At 67.6% G+C, this 19,533-nt stretch carries 21 protein-coding genes and 1 pseudogene; 15 read left to right on the forward strand and 7 right to left on the reverse strand.

The window, feature by feature from the left end:
• From bamA to IT182_18125, 10 genes are all read left to right on the forward strand, one after another.
• A partial coding sequence (bamA, locus tag IT182_18080; GenBank protein MCC6165258.1) for an outer membrane protein assembly factor BamA occupies positions 1 to 2,452 on the forward strand: 2,452 nt, incomplete at its 5' end.
• Between the two features lie 80 nt (positions 2,453 to 2,532).
• Complete coding sequence (locus tag IT182_18085; GenBank protein ID MCC6165259.1) at positions 2,533 to 3,123, forward strand: OmpH family outer membrane protein; 591 nt, start codon at positions 2,533 to 2,535, stop codon at positions 3,121 to 3,123.
• 77 nt (positions 3,124 to 3,200) lie between these two features.
• Complete coding sequence (gene lpxA, locus IT182_18090; protein ID MCC6165260.1) at positions 3,201 to 4,454, forward strand: acyl-ACP--UDP-N-acetylglucosamine O-acyltransferase; 1,254 nt, start codon at positions 3,201 to 3,203, stop codon at positions 4,452 to 4,454.
• A 44-nt stretch (positions 4,455 to 4,498) separates the two neighbouring features.
• Positions 4,499 to 5,335 carry a UDP-2,3-diacylglucosamine diphosphatase LpxI gene (gene lpxI, locus IT182_18095; protein MCC6165261.1) on the forward strand — a complete coding sequence of 279 codons (837 nt, stop codon included), beginning with the start codon at positions 4,499 to 4,501 and terminating at the stop codon, positions 5,333 to 5,335.
• Positions 5,328 to 6,266 (forward strand): Gfo/Idh/MocA family oxidoreductase, encoded by a 939-nt coding sequence (locus tag IT182_18100; GenBank protein ID MCC6165262.1) that lies wholly within the window; start codon positions 5,328 to 5,330, stop codon positions 6,264 to 6,266. The genes lpxI and IT182_18100 overlap by 8 nt, the downstream gene beginning before the upstream one ends.
• A gap of 8 nt (positions 6,267 to 6,274) precedes the next feature.
• Positions 6,275 to 7,264, forward strand: a complete 990-nt coding sequence (locus tag IT182_18105; protein ID MCC6165263.1) for a hypothetical protein — start codon at positions 6,275 to 6,277, stop codon at positions 7,262 to 7,264.
• Entirely contained in the window at positions 7,261 to 8,082 is an 822-nt protein-coding gene (locus tag IT182_18110) for a menaquinone biosynthesis protein (protein ID MCC6165264.1), read from the forward strand. The genes IT182_18105 and IT182_18110 overlap by 4 nt, the downstream gene beginning before the upstream one ends.
• Positions 8,083 to 8,120: 38 nt before the next feature.
• Positions 8,121 to 9,335, forward strand: coding sequence for a dehypoxanthine futalosine cyclase (mqnC, locus tag IT182_18115; GenBank protein ID MCC6165265.1), 1,215 nt, complete (start codon positions 8,121 to 8,123; stop codon positions 9,333 to 9,335).
• An 18-nt stretch (positions 9,336 to 9,353) separates the two neighbouring features.
• Positions 9,354 to 10,388 (forward strand): galactose oxidase, encoded by a 1,035-nt coding sequence (locus IT182_18120; GenBank protein ID MCC6165266.1) that lies wholly within the window; start codon positions 9,354 to 9,356, stop codon positions 10,386 to 10,388.
• Between the two features lie 26 nt (positions 10,389 to 10,414).
• The gene (locus tag IT182_18125; protein ID MCC6165267.1) at positions 10,415 to 11,572 is read left to right on the forward strand and encodes an exo-alpha-sialidase; all 1,158 of its coding nucleotides are present in this window, start codon (positions 10,415 to 10,417) and stop codon (positions 11,570 to 11,572) included.
• 114 nt (positions 11,573 to 11,686) lie between these two features.
• On the opposite strand, the gene IT182_18130 is transcribed toward IT182_18125, so the two are convergent.
• Positions 11,687 to 12,145 (reverse strand): hypothetical protein, encoded by a 459-nt coding sequence (locus tag IT182_18130; protein MCC6165268.1) that lies wholly within the window; start codon positions 12,143 to 12,145, stop codon positions 11,687 to 11,689.
• 6 nt (positions 12,146 to 12,151) lie between these two features.
• Entirely contained in the window at positions 12,152 to 13,138 is a 987-nt protein-coding gene (locus IT182_18135; GenBank protein ID MCC6165269.1) for a sugar phosphate isomerase/epimerase, read from the reverse strand.
• A 61-nt stretch (positions 13,139 to 13,199) separates the two neighbouring features.
• Here IT182_18135 and IT182_18140 point away from each other — a divergent pair, with 61 nt between their 5' ends.
• The 5 genes from IT182_18140 to IT182_18160 all read left to right on the forward strand — a co-directional run bounded on the left by IT182_18140 (position 13,200) and on the right by IT182_18160 (position 17,456).
• Positions 13,200 to 14,681, forward strand: a complete 1,482-nt coding sequence (locus tag IT182_18140; GenBank protein MCC6165270.1) for a serine hydrolase — start codon at positions 13,200 to 13,202, stop codon at positions 14,679 to 14,681.
• Between the two features lie 122 nt (positions 14,682 to 14,803).
• Positions 14,804 to 16,315 carry an alkaline phosphatase family protein gene (locus IT182_18145; protein ID MCC6165271.1) on the forward strand — a complete coding sequence of 504 codons (1,512 nt, stop codon included), beginning with the start codon at positions 14,804 to 14,806 and terminating at the stop codon, positions 16,313 to 16,315.
• Positions 16,316 to 16,421: 106 nt separating this feature from the next.
• Complete coding sequence (locus IT182_18150) at positions 16,422 to 16,715, forward strand: type II toxin-antitoxin system RelE/ParE family toxin (protein MCC6165272.1); 294 nt, start codon at positions 16,422 to 16,424, stop codon at positions 16,713 to 16,715.
• Positions 16,716 to 16,746: 31 nt separating this feature from the next.
• Positions 16,747 to 16,893 carry a HigA family addiction module antidote protein gene (locus IT182_18155; GenBank protein MCC6165273.1) on the forward strand — a complete coding sequence of 49 codons (147 nt, stop codon included), beginning with the start codon at positions 16,747 to 16,749 and terminating at the stop codon, positions 16,891 to 16,893.
• A 317-nt stretch (positions 16,894 to 17,210) separates the two neighbouring features.
• On the forward strand, positions 17,211 to 17,456 hold the full coding sequence (locus IT182_18160; GenBank protein ID MCC6165274.1) for a hypothetical protein: 246 nt from the start codon (positions 17,211 to 17,213) through the stop codon (positions 17,454 to 17,456).
• 25 nt (positions 17,457 to 17,481) lie between these two features.
• Here IT182_18160 and IT182_18165 read toward each other — a convergent pair whose 3' ends face one another.
• The 5 genes and pseudogenes from IT182_18165 to IT182_18185 form a co-directional block, all read right to left on the reverse strand.
• Positions 17,482 to 18,000, reverse strand: coding sequence for a transposase (locus IT182_18165; GenBank protein MCC6165275.1), 519 nt, complete (start codon positions 17,998 to 18,000; stop codon positions 17,482 to 17,484).
• Positions 18,001 to 18,604: 604 nt separating this feature from the next.
• A pseudogene (locus IT182_18170) lies at positions 18,605 to 18,691 on the reverse strand (addiction module antidote protein, HigA family).
• A 34-nt stretch (positions 18,692 to 18,725) separates the two neighbouring features.
• Entirely contained in the window at positions 18,726 to 19,010 is a 285-nt protein-coding gene (locus tag IT182_18175; protein MCC6165276.1) for a HigA family addiction module antidote protein, read from the reverse strand.
• Positions 19,011 to 19,030: 20 nt separating this feature from the next.
• Positions 19,031 to 19,315, reverse strand: coding sequence for a type II toxin-antitoxin system RelE/ParE family toxin (locus IT182_18180; protein MCC6165277.1), 285 nt, complete (start codon positions 19,313 to 19,315; stop codon positions 19,031 to 19,033).
• Between the two features lie 31 nt (positions 19,316 to 19,346).
• Positions 19,347 to 19,532 (reverse strand): hypothetical protein, encoded by a 186-nt coding sequence (locus IT182_18185; GenBank protein MCC6165278.1) that lies wholly within the window; start codon positions 19,530 to 19,532, stop codon positions 19,347 to 19,349.
• Position 19,533 lies beyond the last annotated feature (1 nt).

Here is a 19,533-nt window from a genome sequence, read left to right on the forward strand (position 1 = left end):
CGTGGAACTGTGCTTTCCGACGCAGGGCAACGTCTCGTCCATCGAGTTCGAGACGTACCTCTACTACATCAAGACTCGCGGCAGCCGGCCGTCGCAGAACGTCTGGATCCCGTTCACGCCAGACGTCGAGAAGGACCTGCTCGAGGACTTCAAGCGCCTGTGGTCCACCAACTTCCTCGACGACCTCGGCGTGGAGGTGGTGGACACGTCGTACCCCAACGGGGTCGTGGGCAAGTACGTCAGGTTCCGCCTCGAAGAACGCCAGCGCGTCAAGATCGTCGAGTACGTGGGCAGCGAGAAGATCGAGGCCACCAAGGTCGACGAGAAGCTGCGCGAGATCAACAACGTGATCCGGCTCGACTCGTTCATCGACCCGGCGCAGATCCGCCGTGTCGAGAGCGTGGTGCGCGAGATGCTCGCCGAGAAGGGCTATCTCGACGGCGAGGTCTCGCACACCATCACGTCGATTGCCGGCGGACCGAAGACCGTCAACCTCACGTTCACGATCGAGGACGGCCCGCGCGTCCTCATCAGGGACATCGACTTCGTGGGCAACGAGGCGATCGGTGACGGGTCGCTCAAGCGCCGCATGAAGGACAACAAGGAGCGGACCCTCATCAACCGCATCCGCGGCAAGGGCGTCTACCAGCAGGCCAAGTTCGAAGAGGACGCCGAGAACGTGCGCGCGTTCTATCGCGAGCGCGGCTACATCACCGCGCGCGTGGGGCAACCGGAGATCCGCACGCTCGAGACCTCGGCCGACGGCAAGTCGCGCGCCGTGCAACTGCGCATTCCCGTCACGGAAGGCCGGCGCTATCGCGTCGGCAAGTTCGAGTTCGACGGCAACAAGGTGGTCAAGGGCGAGGCGCTCCAGCCCGTCTTCAAGCTGAAGAGCGGCGACTACTATTCGGAGAAGAAGATCCGCAAGGGCCTGGAGAAGGCGCGCGAACTGTACGGCAGCGGCGGTTACTTCGAGTTCACCGGCTTCCCGGACCTGAAGCCGATCGATCTCGTGGATCCGAACGACCCCGAGAAGTTCCTGCCCGATGGCGCCGAGCCCAACGGCCCGCCTGTCGTGGACGTGACGATGCGGATGCAGGAGGGGGAGCAGTACTTCATCAACCGCATCACGTTCAAGGGCAACACCACCACGCGCGACAACGTGATCCGCCGCGAGCTGAACCTCGTCGAAGGCGGCATCTTCAACACCGAATCGCTCAAGAACAGCGTTCGCCGCCTGAATCAGCTCGGCTATTTCAAGCAGCTGGAGGAAGGGCAGGAGGGCATCGACGTCAAGAAGACGCCAGGCGAGAAGAACAAGGTCGATGTCACGCTCGCCCTGCAGGAGCAGAACCGCAACCAGCTGACGTTCGGCGCCGGTGTGTCGCAGTTCGAGGGCTTCTTCGGCCAGCTCGCCTTCGCGACGTCGAACTTCCTCGGCCGCGGCGAGACGCTCTCGCTGTCGCTCGCGGCCGGCTCGCGCACGCAGTTCTACCAGCTCGCGTTCACCGAGCCGTACCTCTTCGACCGTCCGATCACGGCCGGCGTCGACATCTCGCGCCGCGCGATCCAGTACATCGGGGCGTTCACGCAGGAGACCACGGGCGTCAACACGGTGTGGGGCTTCCCGCTGGCGCGCAACTTCACGCGCGCGTTCGTGCAGTATTCGTTCGAGCGCGTCACGGTGCGCGACCTCAACGAGTACTTCACCGAAGCGAGCCTGCAGAACCCGTTCCTGCAGGATTCGCTGTTGCTGCGGTGTACCGACGTGCCGCCCACGGAGGAGAACCCGGAAGGCGGGAGATCCTGCGTGCCCGGCGGCGCCCGCACCATCAGCAAGATCGTGCCGAGCCTGGTCCACAACACCGTGGACAACCCGATCTTCCCGAACACGGGTCGCCGGATCACGGCGTCGATGGACTTTGCCGGCCTCGGCGGCAACACCAAGTTCATCAAGCCGCGCGTCGAGTATGCGCAGTACCTCCAGCACACGCGGCGCACGTCGTTCGGTTTCCGCGTCGAGGGGGAGTACATCCGTCCGTGGGGCAACTCGCTGCCGCTCCCGCTCTTCGAGCGTCTCGTGCAGGGCGGCGAGTACAGCGTGCGCGGCTTCGACATCCGGTCGATCGGCCCGCGTGCCGTGGACAGCCCCATCGTGCTTGGCGGCAACAAGAGCCTGCTGTTCAACGCCGAGTACCTGATCAGCGTGGGTGGGCCGGTACGCCTGGTCTTCTTCTACGACGCGGGCCAGGTGCGCGACATCGGCGAACGGTTCGCGTGGCAGGAGTTCAAGACGTCGACGGGCGCGGAAGTGCGGTTCTTCATGCCCGTCCTCAACGTGCCGTTCCGCCTGATCTTCGCCGCCAACCCCCAGCGCAAGGGCGTGCTCCGCAACGACTACACGCCGACGAGGGGCTTCCAGTTCCGCTTCGCGGTGGGCTCGACGTTCTGAGCTGAACCGTGGGGTGTGTTTCAATGGTGCGATCAGGTCCGGGAAGGACCTGTCGCATAGGGTCGAAAGGATTGCTGTCGATGAAGTCCGTGATTGCGTTGTCCCTCTCGTGCGTGTTCCTCGTGGCCGCGGCCGCGGGTGCCCAGGCGCCCGCCGGCGCCCCGGCGCCTGCCGCTCAGGCGCCGGCCGCTCCCGCGCCCCGGCCGTTCCCGGCCGATGCCAAGGTCGCGTACGTGGACCTGAACACGATCGCCACCAGCAGCAAGGAAGGTCAGGCCGCCGGGGAGAAGATCCGGGCGCTGCAGGAGCGCAAGACCTCCGAGCTCGACGCCAAGCAGAAGCAGTTGCAGACCGCCCAGCAGAAGCTCGAGCAGGGCGGCTCGGTGCTGAACGAGTCGGCGCGCGCGCAACAGGCCAAGGAGGTCGAGCGACTCCAGACCGACCTGCAGCGTGCCGGGCAGGACGCGCAGAAGGAAGTCCAGGAGTTCACCAACGACCTGCAGCTCCAGTTCCAGCAGAAGCTGCTGCCGGTGATCGAGCAGGTGGCCAAGGCCAAGAACCTGCACTTCATCCTGAGCATCGCGGACGCCGGCGTGGTGTGGGTCGACACGGGCCTGAACGTCACGGCCGACGTCATCGCCGCACTCGACGCCGCGACGGCGGGCAAGTAAGCTCGTCTCTCGTACGTGGGCCCGCGCCGCGCGGCGGCGGGCCCGCTGCCTTCCTTCGGCCGTCGACGAGTGCCCCTGTGTCCATCCACCTGACTCCCGTCCTCGATCGCCTCTGCTCGCGCTTCCCGCAGCCGATGGTCGATGCCGTGACCGAGCTCGCCGGCGAGCGACTGGTCGCCCTCAAGAACGTCACCGTCAACGAGGACTTCTTCCCCGGACATTTCCCCGGGGCGCCGTTGATGCCAGGCGTGCTGATGATCGAGTCGATGGCGCAGGCGGCCAGCGTGCTCCTCCTGCAGGCGCCCGACGGGTCGATCCTGCCGCACCGTGCGTCGCTGCGCGGCGTTGACGGCGTCAAGTTCCGCAAGCCCGTCGGTCCCGGCGATCGGGTGCGCCTGGAGCTGTCGATCGAGCGTCGTCGCGCCACGATGGCGCGCGTGCGCGGCGTGGCGTACGTGCAGGACCAGGTCGTCGCGGAAGGCACGCTGGTCATGGCCATCGAGGCCGAACCGGCAATCGTCCATCCGACGGCGGTGGTGGAGCCCGGCGCGGAGATCGGGCCGGGAACCGTGGTGGCGCCCAACGCGGTCATCGGTCCGCAGGTGCGCATCGGCCCGCGCTGCCGCATCGGCGCCGGCGCGATCATCGACGGGCACACGACGATCGGCGAAGGGACGGAGATCTTCCCGTACGCGTCGATCGGCCTGATTCCGCAGGACACCAAGTTCAAGGGCGAGCCGACGCGGCTCGAGATCGGCGCGCACAACGTCTTCCGCGAGTTCGTGACGATCAATCGCGGCACGGCAGGTGGCGGCGGTGTCACCCGCATCGGCGATCACAACCTGTTCATGGCGTACTCGCACGTGGCGCACGACTGCGTGGTCGGCGACCACACGATTTTCGGCAATGGCGCCACGCTCGGCGGCCACGTCACGGTCGAGGACTACGCCACGATCAGCGCGTTCTCGGGCGTGCACCAGTTCTGCCGCGTGGGTCGTCACGCGTTCATCGGCGGGTACTCGGTGGTCACCAAGGATGCCCTGCCGTTTGCCAAGGCCGTCGGCAACCGGGCGCGCAACTACGGCCTCAACACCATCGGCCTCATGCGTCGCGGGTTCACGCAGGACACCGTCACGCGCCTGCGTCACGCGTATCGCTATCTGCTCGTGTCGCGCCTGAACACCACGCGCGCGCTCACCGAGATCGAGCGCGATCCCGAATTGCAATGCGACGAGGTGCAATACCTCGTGGACTTCATCCGTCATTCCCAGCGCGGTGTGATCCTCCGCCGTGCCACACGCCGGCACGACGACGTGTCGCCGGACGAGTGAAGGAGCGCCCTGCGCGCGTCGACACGCGCGCGGCTGCCTGAGTCATGGCTTCGATCGGCATCATCGCCGGCAACGGCACCTTCCCCCTGCTGGTCCTCTCCGCCGCGCGTGCGCTCGGGCACGACGTCACGGTTGTCGCGATCAAGGAAGAAGCGGGGCCGGACCTGGCCGAGCGGGCCGGCGCCGTCGGCGCTGCGCTGCACTCCGTGTCGCTCGGACAGCTCGGACGCTGCATCGAGATCCTGCGTGAGGCGGGCTGCACGCAGGCCGTGATGGCCGGGCAGGTGAAGCACGCGAAGCTCTTCGCGGGCATCACGCCCGACTGGACGCTGATGCAGGTGCTGATGCGCCTGCGCGCCAAGTCCACCGACGCGCTCATTTCGGCGATCGCCGACGTGATGCGCGGCAAGGGGATCGAGCTCATGGACTCGACGACTTTCATCCAGCCGCTGCTGGCGCGTGAAGGCCACATCGCGGGGCCCGCGCTCGACGCCACGGCGCACGCCGACCTGGCGTTCGGGTACCGCATGGCCGACGCCATCGCCGGGCTCGACATCGGTCAGACGATCGTCGTGAAGGAGCAGGCGGTGGTGGCTGTCGAGGCGATGGAAGGGACAGACGAGGCCATCCGCCGCGCCGGCCGCCTGGCCGGTCCGGGCGCCGCCGTCATCAAGGTGGCCAAGCCCAATCAGGACATGCGCTTCGACGTTCCCGTCGTCGGGTTGCCCACGATCGCCGTGTTGCGCGAGGCAGGCATCAGGCTGCTGTCGATCGACGCCGGGCGTACGCTGGTGCTCGACGGCCAGGCCGCCGTCGACGCGGCAGACGCCGCGGGCGTGACGGTGGTCGGACGTCCACTGGGAGAACAGATTCGTGGCTGACGCGTTGCGAGTAGGCGTGATCGGAGTCGGGGCGCTCGGGCGTCACCATGCACGGGTCCTTGGCGACACGGCGGATGCGACGCTCGCGGCAGTCGTGGATGTGGACGAGGTTCGCGCGCGAGACATCGCGACGCAGCATGGCGCGGCAGCGACTTTCACGGATGCGGCGGCGCTCGTCGGGAAGGTGGATGCCGTCACCATCGCCTCGCCGACGGTGGCGCATCACGAGCTGGCCGCCATGCTGATCGACGCCGGTATCCACGTGCTCGTCGAGAAGCCGATGACGACGACGCTGGAGCAGGCCGACGACCTGATCGCCCGCGCCGCCGCGCGAGGCGTGGTGCTGGCTGTGGGACACACGGAGCGCTTCAATCCGGCGGTGGATGCCGCGCGTGCGTTCCTCACGCGTCCGCGGTTCATCGAGGTGCATCGCCTGGGCACGTTCCCGGATCGATCGCTCGACATCGACGTCGTGTTCGACCTGATGATCCACGACATCGACGTGCTCCTGTCGGTGATCGACGAGGAGGTCGAGAGCGTGGAGGCCGTTGGCGTGCCGGTGCTGACCCGCCGCGTGGACATCGCGAATGCGCGCCTGAAGTTCGCCGGCGGCTGCATCGCCAACGTGACGGCCAGCCGCATCAGTCGCGACCGTGTGCGGAAGGTGCGATTCATCGAACCCGCGGCGTACGTGTCGGTGGACTACGCCAGCCGCGAGCTCGAAGTGTGGCGCCTGCGCACGGTCGAGGGCGGGCGCCCGGCGATCGAAGGCGGCCCGGTGGCCGTGCCCGACGCCGAGCCGCTGCGCCGTGAGCTCGAGGACTTCGTGGCGGCCGTGCGCGACGGGCGGCCTCCACGCGTGGATGGGACGCAGGGACGTCGCGCGCTCGCGCTCGCGCGCCGCATCAACGACCAGATGACCCAGGGATGACGACAGGCATGGATGTCCAACGATTGGCCGAGACGCTTGCCGCAGGGGAGACGTTGCCGGCCTCGCAGTTGCGATCGCTGGCCGCGAGTCGCGATCTGATCGGGCTCGGCATGCTGGCCGCCGACGTTCGGCGCCGGCTGCATGGCGAGAAGGGCACCTTCGTGCGCGTGGAGGTCGTCGACATCGCCGCGCCCGGTTCAGAGGCTGGCGCCGATATTCCCGACCAGGCCGGTGAGGTGCGCCTCGTCGGCGCCCCCGCATCGCTCGACGAGGCCGTCTGCGCGGTGCGCGCACTGCGCGCCATCACCGCGGTCCCGCTCTCGGGCTTCGCTCTCGAGGACCTGAGAGAACTGCCGGCAACCGGCAACGGGCAACCGGCAACCGATGGGGCACCGGGCACCGGGCACCGGGCACCGGAACAGCAGGCAGCCGGGAGCACACGCGACCTCACCGCTCGGTTGGTGGCCCTGCGTGAGGCGGGGCTCGACGCCATTGCCTCGGCGCGGGTCGATCGGGTCGATCTCGAGGCGCTGCGTGCGGTGGCTGACGCCGGGCTCGTGCTGCAGTCCGTCACGCTCGGCACACCTCTCGAGGGCGACGCGTTGCTCGACGCCCTGGAGCAGATCCGCTCGTGGCAGGCGGCTACCGGCGTCGTGCGCGCCTGCGTGCCGGTGCCCGTGGAGACCGCGATCGACCAGCCCACGACAGGCTACGACGACATGCGTCATGTGGCCGTCGCACGATTGCTGCTCGACAACGTCGCGCACATCCAGGCGCACTGGTCGCGCATGGGCGCGAAGCTGTCGCAGGCGTGCCTCCTGTTCGGCGCCGACGACATCGACGCCGTCCCCGCGCGCGATGCCATGCCCTACGGCCCGCGCCGCGCGATCGTCGAGGAAGTGCGCCGCAATCTCGCGGCGGCGTCGCTCGAGCCCGTCGAGCGCGATGGCGCGCACGCGGCGCGCCACGCCGTGGATCCGACGGGGAGCCCCGCGTGATCCGGATCGGCGCCGTCGGGTTCCTGAACGCGCGTCCGCTCGTTCACGGCCTCGATCGCGCCGCGCGCGTCGGCCTGCGGCTCGACGTGCCCTCCGAGTGCGCGCGCCTGTTGCACGCAGGCGCGATCGACAGCGGCCTCGTTCCCGTCATCGAGCTGCTGCACGGCGAACGCCCCTTCGACATCGTCCCCGGTCTCGCCATCGGGTGCCTCGGGCCCGTTTCCTCGGTGGCGTTGTTCACGCGTGTGCCGATCGCGCAGATCCGCGCGATCGCGCTCGACGTCAGCTCGCGAAGCTCCGTCGGCCTCGTGCGCGTGCTGTGCCGCCACCACTTCGGGATCGCGCCGGCCTTCGTCGATGCCGCGCCCGACCTCGCCGGCATGCTGGCCGTCGCCGATGCCGCCTTGCTCATCGGCGATCCGGCATTCGATGCGCCATGGCAGGCGCTCGGCGCCGCGAAGATCGATCTCGGTGAGGCGTGGCACGACTTCACGGGACTGCCGTTCGTGTTCGCGGCCTGGATCGCCCAGCCCGGCGTCGTGACGCCGGAGTTGATCGGCCTGCTGCATGAGGCACGCCGACACGGGGAAGACGCCATCCCGGTGATCGCCGCAACGGTGGCGGGGGGGGATCCGGCGCGTGCCGAGCGGCTCGAACGCTACCTGCGCCGGAACATCCGGTACGATCTGGACGATGCGGCGCGGCGGGGGCTGGTGCGATACCTCTCGCTGGTGATGCAGGACGGCCTGGCCGCCTCCCGGCCTGACGTGGTGCGTGCGGTGGAGTCGCTCGGTGCGGCGGCGCCGGCCGGCCGATGATGGGCGAACGCAAGATGACCGAGCCGACAGTGACGCAGATGTCCGTTGACGCCATCGCCGCGAAGGTCTCGCGCGGCGAGCGTATCGACGCCGGCGAAGCCCTCACGCTCTATCGCGACGCGAGCACGTGGCTGCTGGGTCGCCTGGCCGACGACATCCGCGCGCGCCGGCATCCAGAGCGCCTGGTCACCTACATCATCGATCGCAACGTCAACTACACGAACGTGTGCGTGGCGCGCTGCAACTTCTGCGCGTTCTATCGCACCGTCGGCAGTCCCGACGGCTACGTGCTCTCGCGCGAGGAACTGTTTGCGAAGATCGACGAGACGATCGCCGTCGGCGGGAACCAGTTGCTGCTGCAGGGCGGACACAACCCCGATCTGCCGCTCGCGTGGTACGAGGATCTGTTCCGCGCCGTGAAGGAACGGTATCCGGCGTTCAGGCTGCACGCGCTGTCGCCGCCGGAGATCCTCCACATCTCGCGCACGTCGAAGCTGGCCGTGCCCGACGTGGTCGCGCGACTGATCGATGCCGGCCTCGACAGCGTACCTGGCGGCGGTGCGGAGATTCTCGTCGACCGCGTGCGCAAGCTGCTCAACTGCTACGGCAAGGCGACGGCCGACGAATGGCTGTCGGTGATGCGCGAAGTGCACCTCGCGGGCCTGCGCACGACGGCGACGATGATGTACGGCAGCGTGGAGACGCCCGAAGAGCGCATCGAGCACATGATGCGCCTGCGCACGCTGCAGGACGAGACGCACGGCTTCACGGCGTTCATCACCTGGAGCTATCAGCCCGATCACACCGAGCTGGCCGGCATCGAGCTCACGGGCGTGGAGTACCTGCGCACGCTCGCGCTCGCCCGCATCGTGCTCGACAACTTCGACAACCTCCAGGCGTCGTGGGTGACGCAGGGCGGCAAGGTCGGACAGCTCAGTCTCGCGTTCGGCGCCAATGACATGGGCAGCGTCATGATCGAGGAGAACGTCGTCCGTGCGGCAGGCGCGAGCTATTGCATGGACGAAGTGGAGATCGTGAGGAACATCGAGGACGCGGGCTTCACGCCGATGCGTCGCACGATGCACTACGACCGCGCCGGTGAGCCCGTGTTCCGCGAGCGCGCCGTGCCGCGGCGGTTGTCGCTCGACGTGGCCAAGAAGGATGGCGCGGAGCGGATGCCCGCCGAACTCGCGGCCTACCAAGCCCGCAGCCGCGACGAACGCGCGCGTCGTGCGGGCCTGACCACGTCCTGACGCACGCGGTCCCCGTACATGACCCGGCTCCTGCTCATCGCCGTCGCTCTCGCATTTCTGGGATCGACGGGGGGAGCGCGGCTGGCGATCGTCGCGCTGCCGGAGTTGCCCGATGCGGTCGGACGCGCTGGTATGTTCGCCGGACGTCATGGCGATCGCCTGTTTGCGGCTGGCGGCGCGAACTTCCCGAACGGCATGCCGTGGGACGGCGGCACGAAGGTGTGGCACGACGAGGTCTTCGCGTTGACGGCGAAGGATGCACGGTGGCGCATCGTTGGCCGCCTGCCTGCGCGAAATGCGTACGGCGTGTCGGCGACGACCCGCGAGGGTGTAGTCCTCGCTGGTGGGAGCGACGCCGAGCGTCATGTGGCCGACGTATGGCTGATGTCTGCACGCGCTGACGATGTCTCCTTCACTGCGCTGCCCGCATTGCCGATCGCGCTCGCCCAGATGTCGGGTGCCCGTGTCGGTCGCGTGCTCCATGTGGTCGGCGGCATCGATCGTCCCGACGCCGTGCACGCCTCCTCGCAGCATTTCGCGCTCGATCTCGACGCATTGGACGCCGGGTGGAAAACCTTGCCGCCACTGCCGTCGGATGGACGGATTCTCGCAACGGCTGCAGTCGTCGATGACGCGCTCTACGTGATCGGCGGATGTGCGTTGCGCGCCGGTTCCGACGGTCGTCCCGTGCGCACCTACTTGCGCCATGTGTGGCGATATCGCGCCGGGCGCTGGACGCGGCTGGCGGACTTGCCGGCGCCCAACGCTGCCGCGGCGTCGCCGGCGCCGGTGTTTGGTCGTGCGGTGTTCCTCGCTGGCGGAGACGATGGCACACAGGTGGGGCGCGCGCCGACAGCGCACGTGGGGTTCGGCCGGCGCGTATTCCGCTACGACGTCGCGCAGGACCGCTGGCATGACGCCGGTGAGTTGCCCAGCGAGGTGCCCGTCACGGTGCCGACAGCACCATGGCGCGATGGCGTCGCGCTGGTGAGCGGCGAAGTACGGCCGGGCGTGCGCACGCCGCACGTCACGCTTCTGCGCGCTGCTGACTGATCGCGTAAGTCATGGGTGTCATTTCAATGCGACGTTCGACGTGGACGACAGGGGCGCTCGTGGCGCTGATTCTGTACTGCCCGGTGCGGACACTTGCGCAGGAAGCAGGCGCGGTGCCACTGATGGTCGATGTGTACCGGGCCGGCGAGGCGGGCTACGACACGTTCAGGATCCCGTCGGTGATTGCTGCGGCCGACGGCACGCTGCTCGCGTTCGCGGAAGGACGTCGTATCAGCGCCAGTGACACGGGCGACATCGATCTGGTGGTCAAGCGCAGCCGCGATGGTGGTACGACATGGTCGGCACTTGCTGTCGTCGGCGACAACGGACCGAACACGTTCGGCAACCCGTGTCCGGTGCTCGACGCGCGTACCGGCACGCTCGTGCTGTTCGCGACACAGAATCTCGGGACCGACAGGGAGAAGGACATCATCGCCGGCACGAGCAAGGGCGGGCGTACGGTGTGGGTACTGACGAGCACCGATCACGGCGTCTCGTGGTCCGATCCTCGGGAGGTCACGGCCACGGCGAAGCGGTCGGACTGGACGTGGTACGCGACAGGTCCCGGCATCGGCATCCAGTTGCGCGACGGTCGCCTGGTGATTCCGGCCAATCATGCCGTTGGCGGTACCGGTGTCCACCACTCGCACGTCATCACGAGCGACGATGGCGGGGGTACCTGGCGCCTTGGTGGACGTTCGGATGCGGGGACCAACGAGAGTCAGGTCGTGGAACTCGCCGATGGGCGCCTGATGCTGAACATGCGTAACCATCCGCCGACGTCAGGAAGCAACCATCGGATGGTGGCCACGAGCCGCGATGGCGGCGAGACATGGTCGCCTGCGCGCGCCGACGAGGCGCTGATCGAGCCGCCGGCGCAGGCCAGCCTCCTGCGACTGCCGCAGCAGGGAACCGGTGCGCCACGGCTGCTGTTCAGCAATCCTGCCAGCAGCCGGCGCGAACGGATGACCGTTCGCGTCAGCGAGGACGAAGGGCAGACGTGGCCGATCGCGCGCATCGTCCACGAAGGCCCCGCGGCGTACTCCAGCCTGGTCGACCTGCAGGACCGCGGCATCGGCCTGCTGTTCGAACGCGGCGAGAAATCGCCCTACGAGACCATCACGTTCGCCGTGTTCACGCTGCCCTGGCTGACCGCCGGCCGCGACGGTCCCGCCGCGCGCTGATCCGAGGGGGGCCTGTTCGGAAGGACAATATCTGGGGGATCTCCTCCGGCTCAGCGATGAGATGGTGAAGCGATTCCGTGCGTGACCTCGCGATTGTGTAGCCGTCGCGCGTCTTCAGAAGTTGAACAGGTCGTCGAAGGCCTTCTTCGCGCTGGACTCCTTCGATGGGGCAGCGGCCGATCGCGTTTCGCGTTCCCACGAGGCGCGTACGGCGAACAACGTGCAGTCGTTGGCGGCGTCCTTGGGCGAGACGCGTGCCGGGATCTTCTGCGTACACTCGAAAGTCGCGCTGGTGTCGAAGTGCGCGCATTGTGCGCAGGAGTGCAGCGCCTGGCCGCACCTGGCGCACGTGCTCCGTGGAAGGATGCCGGCATCGACAGGTGCCGCGCACCGCGCGCACTTGACGACCTCGTGGAAGCCCATGAGGTTCGGGTTACGCGCACCTTCCGACGACAAGCGCCGCGTGGCGGCCGGCGCGCCGGGTTGCGGAGCCTGACGACGGTCGCGATCCGGCTGGCGTGACCGGTCGCGATCGTCGTCCTGGTACCCGTGCTGGCGGTACTTGCGCTCCACGGTCGTCTAGGCCAGCGCCCGCCGCGCGAAGTCGAGACACTTGCGGACTTCGGCGACAGGCGTCGAGTCCGAAGGCACTTCGTACTCCATCTCGATCGTCGCCGGCATCCGGTATTTGTTCTTCCGCACCGATTGCAGGATGCGCGCGATCGGCGTGTCTCCCTGACCCCACGGAAGGTTGGCGCCGCCGTTCTCCTTCGACTTGCGGTCCTTGAGGTGGAAGCTGCTGATGCGGTCGTGGAACTTTTGGAGGAAGACGACGGGATCGCCGCTGCCGGCGGCGACGTAGTGCCCGAAATCCACGTTGGCCGTGTTGCCCTTCGAGACCGCGAGCGCCTCGTCGAACGCCGTCAGCGTGCCTTGAAGATGCGTATGGTACGAGACGTAGATCTTCCGCTGCAGGCCGTAGTCGCCGAGGCGCTTCAGGGCGGCGCTGTCTGTCGTGAGTTCGAGCGTGGTGTGTGTCGCACCCAGCGCCTCGGCAACGTCGAACACGTACCTGAGCTCATCGTCGGACATGGACGTGCTGAGCATCTTGGTCGCATAGATGCTGACGCCGGCATCGTCATAGAGCTTGCGCAGCGCCTTGAACCGGTCCATCGACTGCGACAGCCGCCACGCCTTGAGATCGGCGGTGTACTTCTCGCGGGACGCGACTTCCTCTGGTGTCGGCGTACGCCCGCCACCAGGTCCTCCTGGTCCGCCCGGACCGCCGGGCCGACGGGGCATGGCCGGCGCACCGGCATATGCCTCGATGGAGTTGCCCATCAACTCCACGGCGCTGATGCCGGAATCGACCACGTAGCGCAGGATGGCGTCGGCGCCCTGATCGGGCATCGCGCGGTAGCTGTAGGTGATGACGCCGAGCTGGACGCCATCGAGCGACGAGTTCGGGCGGGCTGCCTGCGCCATGGCCAGCGACCGATCGCCTGCCAATGCGGCCGGCACGGCGACCATGGCGAGTTTGCCGAATTCCCGACGGGTGACATTCACGCGAAACCTCCAACGAATCGAGAGGCAGCCATCTTACCGCCAGCGTAGAATTCACGTCATCGTGCGTCAGCCATCCATCCGCCTTCTCGTTCCCACCGTGCTGCTCGCCCTCGTCCCGACGATGGCGTGGACGCAGCCGGCCACCCGCCCTGATGCCACGACCTTGAACCCTGCCGCGTCTGGCGGGTTCTCGCCGAGCGGAACGCCGCTGACGCTGGCTGCGGCTGGCTACGCCAAGATCCTGTGCTCGGCCCTCTTCGTGTCGGGGCGCGACGAGGCCGAAGCGAGGCAGAACAGTGCGTTCTTTCTCACCCCCGAGCCCGAGCGCCCGCATGTGACGACGGTTGTCGACCGCGAACGACGTGTGGTGCACGTGACGCTGCGTGGTGTCGTCACCCGCTCGGCTGGCTTCTATGGCGACCAGGGTTGCGTCATCCACCCTGAAGGCACCGAATCGGTGTTCTTCGCGCCCACGCCGGTGAAGACGACGTTGCCGGATGCGAAGGGGCAGCCCTGGCCGATGGGAGACGCGGTTGCCGATGCGCCATGGCCGGCGGGGCTCGACAAGGCGGCCGTGGATGCCGGCGTCGACCTCGCGTTCTCGAATCCCGAGGCACTCACCGCCGGGATGATCGTGCTCCACAAGGGACGCATCGTTGCCGAACGGTATGCGCTCGGTGCCACGGCGGACACACAGCTCGAGAGCTGGTCGATGGGCAAGAGCCTGACGGCCGCGCTCGTTGGCCTGTTGATCCAGCAGGGCGCACTCACGCTCGATGCGCCGGCGCCCGTTGCGGCGTGGCGGGGGACAGGCGACCCGCGTGGCGCAATCACGGTGCGCCACCTGCTGCAGATGAGCAGTGGCCTGCGCTGTGCCTCGCCCGGTGATGCCGACTACGCGCCGGCCCGCGATGGCTATCCGCCGCACGTCCTCATCTACACCGGCGCCATCGATGTCTTCCGCTTCTCGACCAGCCGGCCCCTGCAGTTCGCGCCAGGCACCGAGGGTCGCTATCGCAACTGCGATCCGATCACGCTTGGCGCGCTCGTGCGCCAGGTGGTCGAGGCGCGCGGTGAGGCGTACCTGACGTGGCCGCAGCGTGCGTTGTTCGATCGCATCGGCATTCGCCGTCAGGTGCTGGAGCCCGATGCCTACGGCAACTTCATCCTGAGCGGATACGACTACGGCACCGTGCGCAACTGGGCGCGTCTCGGCTTGCTGTTTGCGCAGGATGGTGTGTGGCAGGGGCAGCGGTTGCTCCCGGAAGGCTTCTCACGCGTCGTTGCCACTGCCGCGCCGGGCTGGGCCACGCCGCGCTACGGCGGCATGTTCTGGGTGAACGGCACTCGTGAGTTGGATGCTCCGCCCGACGCGTACTGGATGGCGGGCGCCGGCGGTCAGCGCGTGATCGTCATCCCGTCGCGCGACCTCGTCATCGTTCGCATGGGCCACATGCGGGGCGACACGATCGGCATGACGCTCCTCGACAAGGCCGTGCGCACCATCGTCGACGCGGTCGGGAGCGCACCGGCGGCACGATGATGGATGACGGCATACGAGCCCTTGTCGGTGCCGCTCTCGTCGCTGTCGCAGTGCTGGCGGGTGCGATCCCCCCGGAACAGGACGGAGCCCACGCGTCGACTCTCCGGACATCGGCGCAGACGATGGCTCGACCAGTCGTCGTGATCCTCGTCGTCGATGGCCTGCGTCCCGACCTGATCGAGCCAGCGACGACGCCGACCCTGTGGCGATTGCAGCAAGAGGGCAGTGTGTACACCGACAGCCACTCGGTGTTTCCGTCGGTCACGCGTGTCAACGGTGCCTCGCTCTCGACAGGTTCGTACCCCGCTCGTCACGGCGTCGTCGGCAACACGATGTACGTCCCTGCGCTCTCCCCGACGCCCCTCTCGGCTGGCGAGTGGCAGAACCTTGCCCGCATCGCCGACGCGAGTCCTGACGGACGACTGCTCACGGTGCGGACGCTCGCCGAACGCGTCACGAGCGCCGGGCTCACCTTCGTGGCTGTCAGTTCGGGGACGACGGGATCGGGGTTCGTCCTGAATCCCGAGGCGCGGCGCGGCGTGGGGACGCTGATCCTGCCGGGACTCGAGCCTGGCAGGCGCGTGGCGTTTCCCGACGCGGTCGACCATGTCGTTCGCGAGCGCTACGGCGAGCCGGTCGACACCGAGCCTCGGACGCGCATCGACTGGACCGAACGTGTCGTGCGCGAGTACGTGCTGCCGGAACTGCGTCCCGACGTGCTCGTGGACTGGCTCACGGAGCCCGACTCGGCGCAGCATGCGCGCGGCGCGGGTTCACCGGAAGCACTTGCCGGGCTTGCCAACAGCGACCGTCACATCCGACTGCTGCTCGAAGCCGCCGAAAGGCTCGGCCTCGCCGAGCGCCTTCACGTCATCGTCACGTCCGACCATGGTTTCGCGCGCAACGCCGACGCCATCTCGATCACCGACGCACTCGTGCGGGCCGGTGCGAAGGCTTCTGCCGATTCCGACGATGTGGTCATCGTCGGCGAGGGGCAGACGGCATCGATTCACGTGAAGGGGCACGACGCCGCGGGCATCGCGCGTGTCGCCCGCACGCTGCTCGCACAGCCGTGGGTGGAGGCGGTGTTCACGGCGCCGGCGTCTGGCCGCGCGTCGTCTTCGGTGTCGGCAGACCATGGCGCGGTTCCGGGGACGTTTTCACTCGACCTGATCCGTCAGCGTCATCCCGCACGGGGTGCGGACCTCATGGTGGCGCTCCGCTGGTCCTCGCGCACGAACGCGTTCGGCGTGCGCGGGCTGCAGACGGTCCACAGCACGTCTCGCACCGGAGTACTGACTGGTGAAGCGAGTGGCCACGGCGGGATCGGCCCGGCAACGATGCGCAACACGCTCGTCGCGTGGGGCCCGCGCATCAGGAAGCGGCAGATCGTGCGCATTCCCGCCGGCATCGTGGACATCGCACCGACAGCGCTGTCGCTCCTGGGCCTGGACGCGACAGACGATGCGATCGATGGCCGCGTGCTCGAAGAGATCTTCGAGTCGGGTCCCGACGCCGAGCGCATCCCGCAATGGCGCGAGATCCGCCGCGCGCGCACGACAGGCTACGACGGGATCGTCCAGGTCTCCGGCGCCGCCGACCGCTGGTACGTGGACAAGGCCTGGCGTCAGTAAGTGACGGCTTTCGCCCGTTCGCGTCCGTGTCGCTTGTGATGCATGTTCCTCCAGCCAGACGTCCGACCTGGCGCACACGCGATACGTGTATGCTGTGCCCACAGCCATGGTCATCGTCTCCTACCGCAACGCGGCGACGGCCGACATCGCGGCAGGCCTGAACACGAAGGCGGCGCGAACGATCCCCGCAAGGTGTGTGGAGGGTCGCTCGCGCAAGTTGGACGCCCTCCGAACGGCGGCTTCGCTCAACGACCTGGGGTTGCCTGGGTTACGGCTGGAGGCGTTGAAGGGCGACCGGCTGGGGTACTACAGCATCCGGGTCAACGATCAGTACCGCATCGTGTTCCAGTTCGCGAAGGGAGACGTCAGCCATGTCGAGGTCGTCGACTACCACTACTGAATCGAGCGTGCGACCAGTGTCGCTTGCAGAGATGCGGCGTGCCCCGACGCACCCCGGTGAGATGCTCTCTGAGGAGTTCCTGAAGCCGCTCGGGATCTCGCAGGCCGAGGGTGCGCGGCGAATGCACGTCCCGGTCAGTCGCCTGAACGCCATCGTCAAGGAACGGCGTGGCGTATAGGGCGAAACTGCCGTGCTGCTGGCCGCTGGTCCAAGCGGGCCTCTCTCTCTGTGTCAGGCAGTGAGGTGCCCAGGAGCGCCTCGACATGTCTTTCGGGGTGTCGCTTGAGATCTGGCCCGCCCAAGCCCACCGCCGCACTCCAACCATTCTCCAGGCGATCGCGGGCCCCACGCCCCTGACCGCAGCTGATGTCTGTGCCGTCCTGGCCGGCGGCGTAGAATGCGCGTCATCGTGCAACAGCCCACACGGCTCGACGTCGTTCGTGGTGGGCTGTCATCCACGTCAGCGCCGCCCTGCTGGTCCTCGCGTGGGCAGGAGTGGCAGAGGCGCAGACCGTCGGCGCACCGCTGCCCGCGTGGCAACCAGGCACACTCGACATCCACATCATCAACACCGGGCGCGGTGACGCGGCGCTGCTGGTGTTGCCCGACGGCACGACGCTGCAGTTCGATGCCGGCGACGGCGGCCGTCCGGCCGGGTCGCCGCGGGGGCGTCGCGAACGTGCCGGATACGACGCGCTCGCCTGGCGAGGTGGATGTCCCGCTACGTGTCGCGCGTGCTGACGCCGTTCCGCACGCCGGCGATCGACTACTGCACGGCCGTTGAGATACGATCAAGCATCTGTTTGTGAAACGTGATGATCGCTTTCGCGGGCTTGGTCCATTCGAAGGGGGGCGGGTTCTTGTTCCAGGCGCGGAGGTAAGCGCGAAGATGGTCCTGCAGCGCGCGCTTCGACGGGAAGTCGGTGACCGACAGGGATTGCTTAGTCAGGATCTCGAAGATGCCCTCAATCTGGTTCAGCCAAGACGCGCTCGTCGGCGTGTAGTGAAACTGCACGCGCGGGTGGGCCGCGAGCCAGGCGCGGACCGCCTCGGTGTTGTGCGTCGAGGAGTTGTCGAGCACGACGTGCAGGGCGCGATCGGGGTAGGTCCGCGCGACCTTCTTCAGGAAGCGAAGGAAGTCAGCCGACGTATGGGGTTGGACTGAAGCGGTGCGTGACCTTGCGAGTGGCGATCTCCAAGGCCGCGAACAGGTCGCGTACGCCGTGCCGCCGATAGTCGACGAACGGCGCGGCCGGTCCGCAGCGGCAACGGCCGCTGCGTGCATTCCAACGTCTGAATCGACGTCTTCTCGTCGACACTGAGCACGATCGCGTGTTCGGGCGGATGGAGATACAGCCCGACGACATCCGTCACCTTGGCCGCGCAGGCCGGATCGCGACTCACTTTGTACGTCCGCACGCGATGGGCCTTCAGGCCGTGCGCGCGGAGAATGTCTGACACGCAGCCCGCGGTGCTTCCGACGGCGTGGCCGAGCAGGGGGGCGTCCAGCGACTCCGCCCGGGCGGCGGCGACAGGGCCAGGTGCAGAATCTGTTCGACCGTCTCGGCGAGCACGGCATGGTCGCGGCGCCCGGCCTTCGGTTGATCCAGGAGCCCGTCCACGCCGCCCGCTACAAAACGGCCCCGAATCCGCGAGACCGCTCGGCCGACAGGTCGAGTTGCGCCGCAATCTCGACGCCGCTGATCCCCGCGGCACTCAAGAGCACGACGCGGGCGCGACGCACGACGCCCGCCGGCGCGGACGGGCGGGCGACCAGGGCTCTCGACTGTTCCTCTTGCGTGCGACTGACCTTCACGCCAAGGGTAATATGGGCCACCGTCAGAGTAGATCAGACACTTGATGCTATGTCAGCGACGATGCACTGGTCGATTGATGCTCAGCTCCAGCGGCACCATCAGGTCCTCGCGGAGGATCTCTCCGGGGTGAACGGGCGGCAGTCGACGGTTCTTCGTCATGGTCTTCGCCGGCTGAGCCAGGCACCATCCGCTGTCAGGCGCTGGCGGCGTAGCGCCTGACCTTGATCGAGGTCTCACGTTTGCGCGTCTGGGCGATATCCCAAGCCGACTGCATGCGCATCAAGGTATCCATCTTCACGCCGAACGCCTTCTCGAGCCGTAGCGCCATGTCGCCAGACAGGTCCGAACGACCGTTCAGCAGCATCGACAGCGCCGGCCGCGACACACCGAGTACCTTCGCTGCCGCCGAAATGGTCAGTTGCAGGGGTTCGATAATTTCGGTCTTGATGAAGTCGCCGGGATGCGGCGGGGAATGCATGGGCATGACGACTCTCTTGCTCAGTGGTAGTCCTCGAAGTTCACGTCGACGACCTCGTTGCCATCGATCCGGAACGTCAGCCGCCAGTTGCGGGTGACGTGGAGGCTCCAAGTGCCTCTGCGGTCGCCCGTGAGGCGATGAGCCTTCCAGACAGGGATGTCGCGTAATTCGCTCTCGTTCCCCATTGCTTCGAGGAACGCCAGCATCTTGCGCAGCTTGTCCACCGCGTCTGGCGGCAGTCCCTTGGCGTCGTCTTGCTCGAACAGCCTCCGGATGGCCTTGTGGATGAAGTTCCGGAGTTTCACCCGTAAAGTGTGCCTTTACGGCATACGCCCGTCAAGAGAGCCACCTGTCGATGCGTCGGACGCACTTCGGCACGAGTCGTCGCCAGCTCGTGCGTTCGGCAGACATGGCCAGCTCGACGATGTGTAGTGGATCCACCGCATCGTCGCGGAAATATTCACCGGCCGTCTGTCCCGCGGGACAGACGGCCGCACGCGTTGCCGACAGAAGCGTAGCCATC

The organism is Acidobacteriota bacterium (assembly GCA_020845575.1).
Classification (GTDB): domain Bacteria; phylum Acidobacteriota; class Vicinamibacteria; order Vicinamibacterales; family Vicinamibacteraceae; genus Luteitalea.

Coding starts and splice junctions, on each gene's coding strand:
- IT182_18085 (MCC6165259.1), top strand. CDS start 2,533: ATGAAGTCCGTGATTGCGTTGTCCCTCTCGTGCGTGTTCCTCGTGGCC.
- lpxI (MCC6165261.1), top strand. CDS start 4,499: ATGGCTTCGATCGGCATCATCGCCGGCAACGGCACCTTCCCCCTGCTG.
- IT182_18105 (MCC6165263.1), top strand. CDS start 6,275: ATGGATGTCCAACGATTGGCCGAGACGCTTGCCGCAGGGGAGACGTTG.
- mqnC (MCC6165265.1), top strand. CDS start 8,121: ATGTCCGTTGACGCCATCGCCGCGAAGGTCTCGCGCGGCGAGCGTATC.
- IT182_18120 (MCC6165266.1), top strand. CDS start 9,354: ATGACCCGGCTCCTGCTCATCGCCGTCGCTCTCGCATTTCTGGGATCG.
- IT182_18125 (MCC6165267.1), top strand. CDS start 10,415: ATGCGACGTTCGACGTGGACGACAGGGGCGCTCGTGGCGCTGATTCTG.
- IT182_18145 (MCC6165271.1), top strand. CDS start 14,804: ATGGCTCGACCAGTCGTCGTGATCCTCGTCGTCGATGGCCTGCGTCCC.
- IT182_18150 (MCC6165272.1), top strand. CDS start 16,422: ATGGTCATCGTCTCCTACCGCAACGCGGCGACGGCCGACATCGCGGCA.
- IT182_18155 (MCC6165273.1), top strand. CDS start 16,747: ATGCGGCGTGCCCCGACGCACCCCGGTGAGATGCTCTCTGAGGAGTTC.
- IT182_18165 (MCC6165275.1), bottom strand. CDS start 18,000: ATGCACGCAGCGGCCGTTGCCGCTGCGGACCGGCCGCGCCGTTCGTCG.
- IT182_18175 (MCC6165276.1), bottom strand. CDS start 19,010: ATGCATTCCCCGCCGCATCCCGGCGACTTCATCAAGACCGAAATTATC.
- IT182_18185 (MCC6165278.1), bottom strand. CDS start 19,532: ATGGCTACGCTTCTGTCGGCAACGCGTGCGGCCGTCTGTCCCGCGGGA.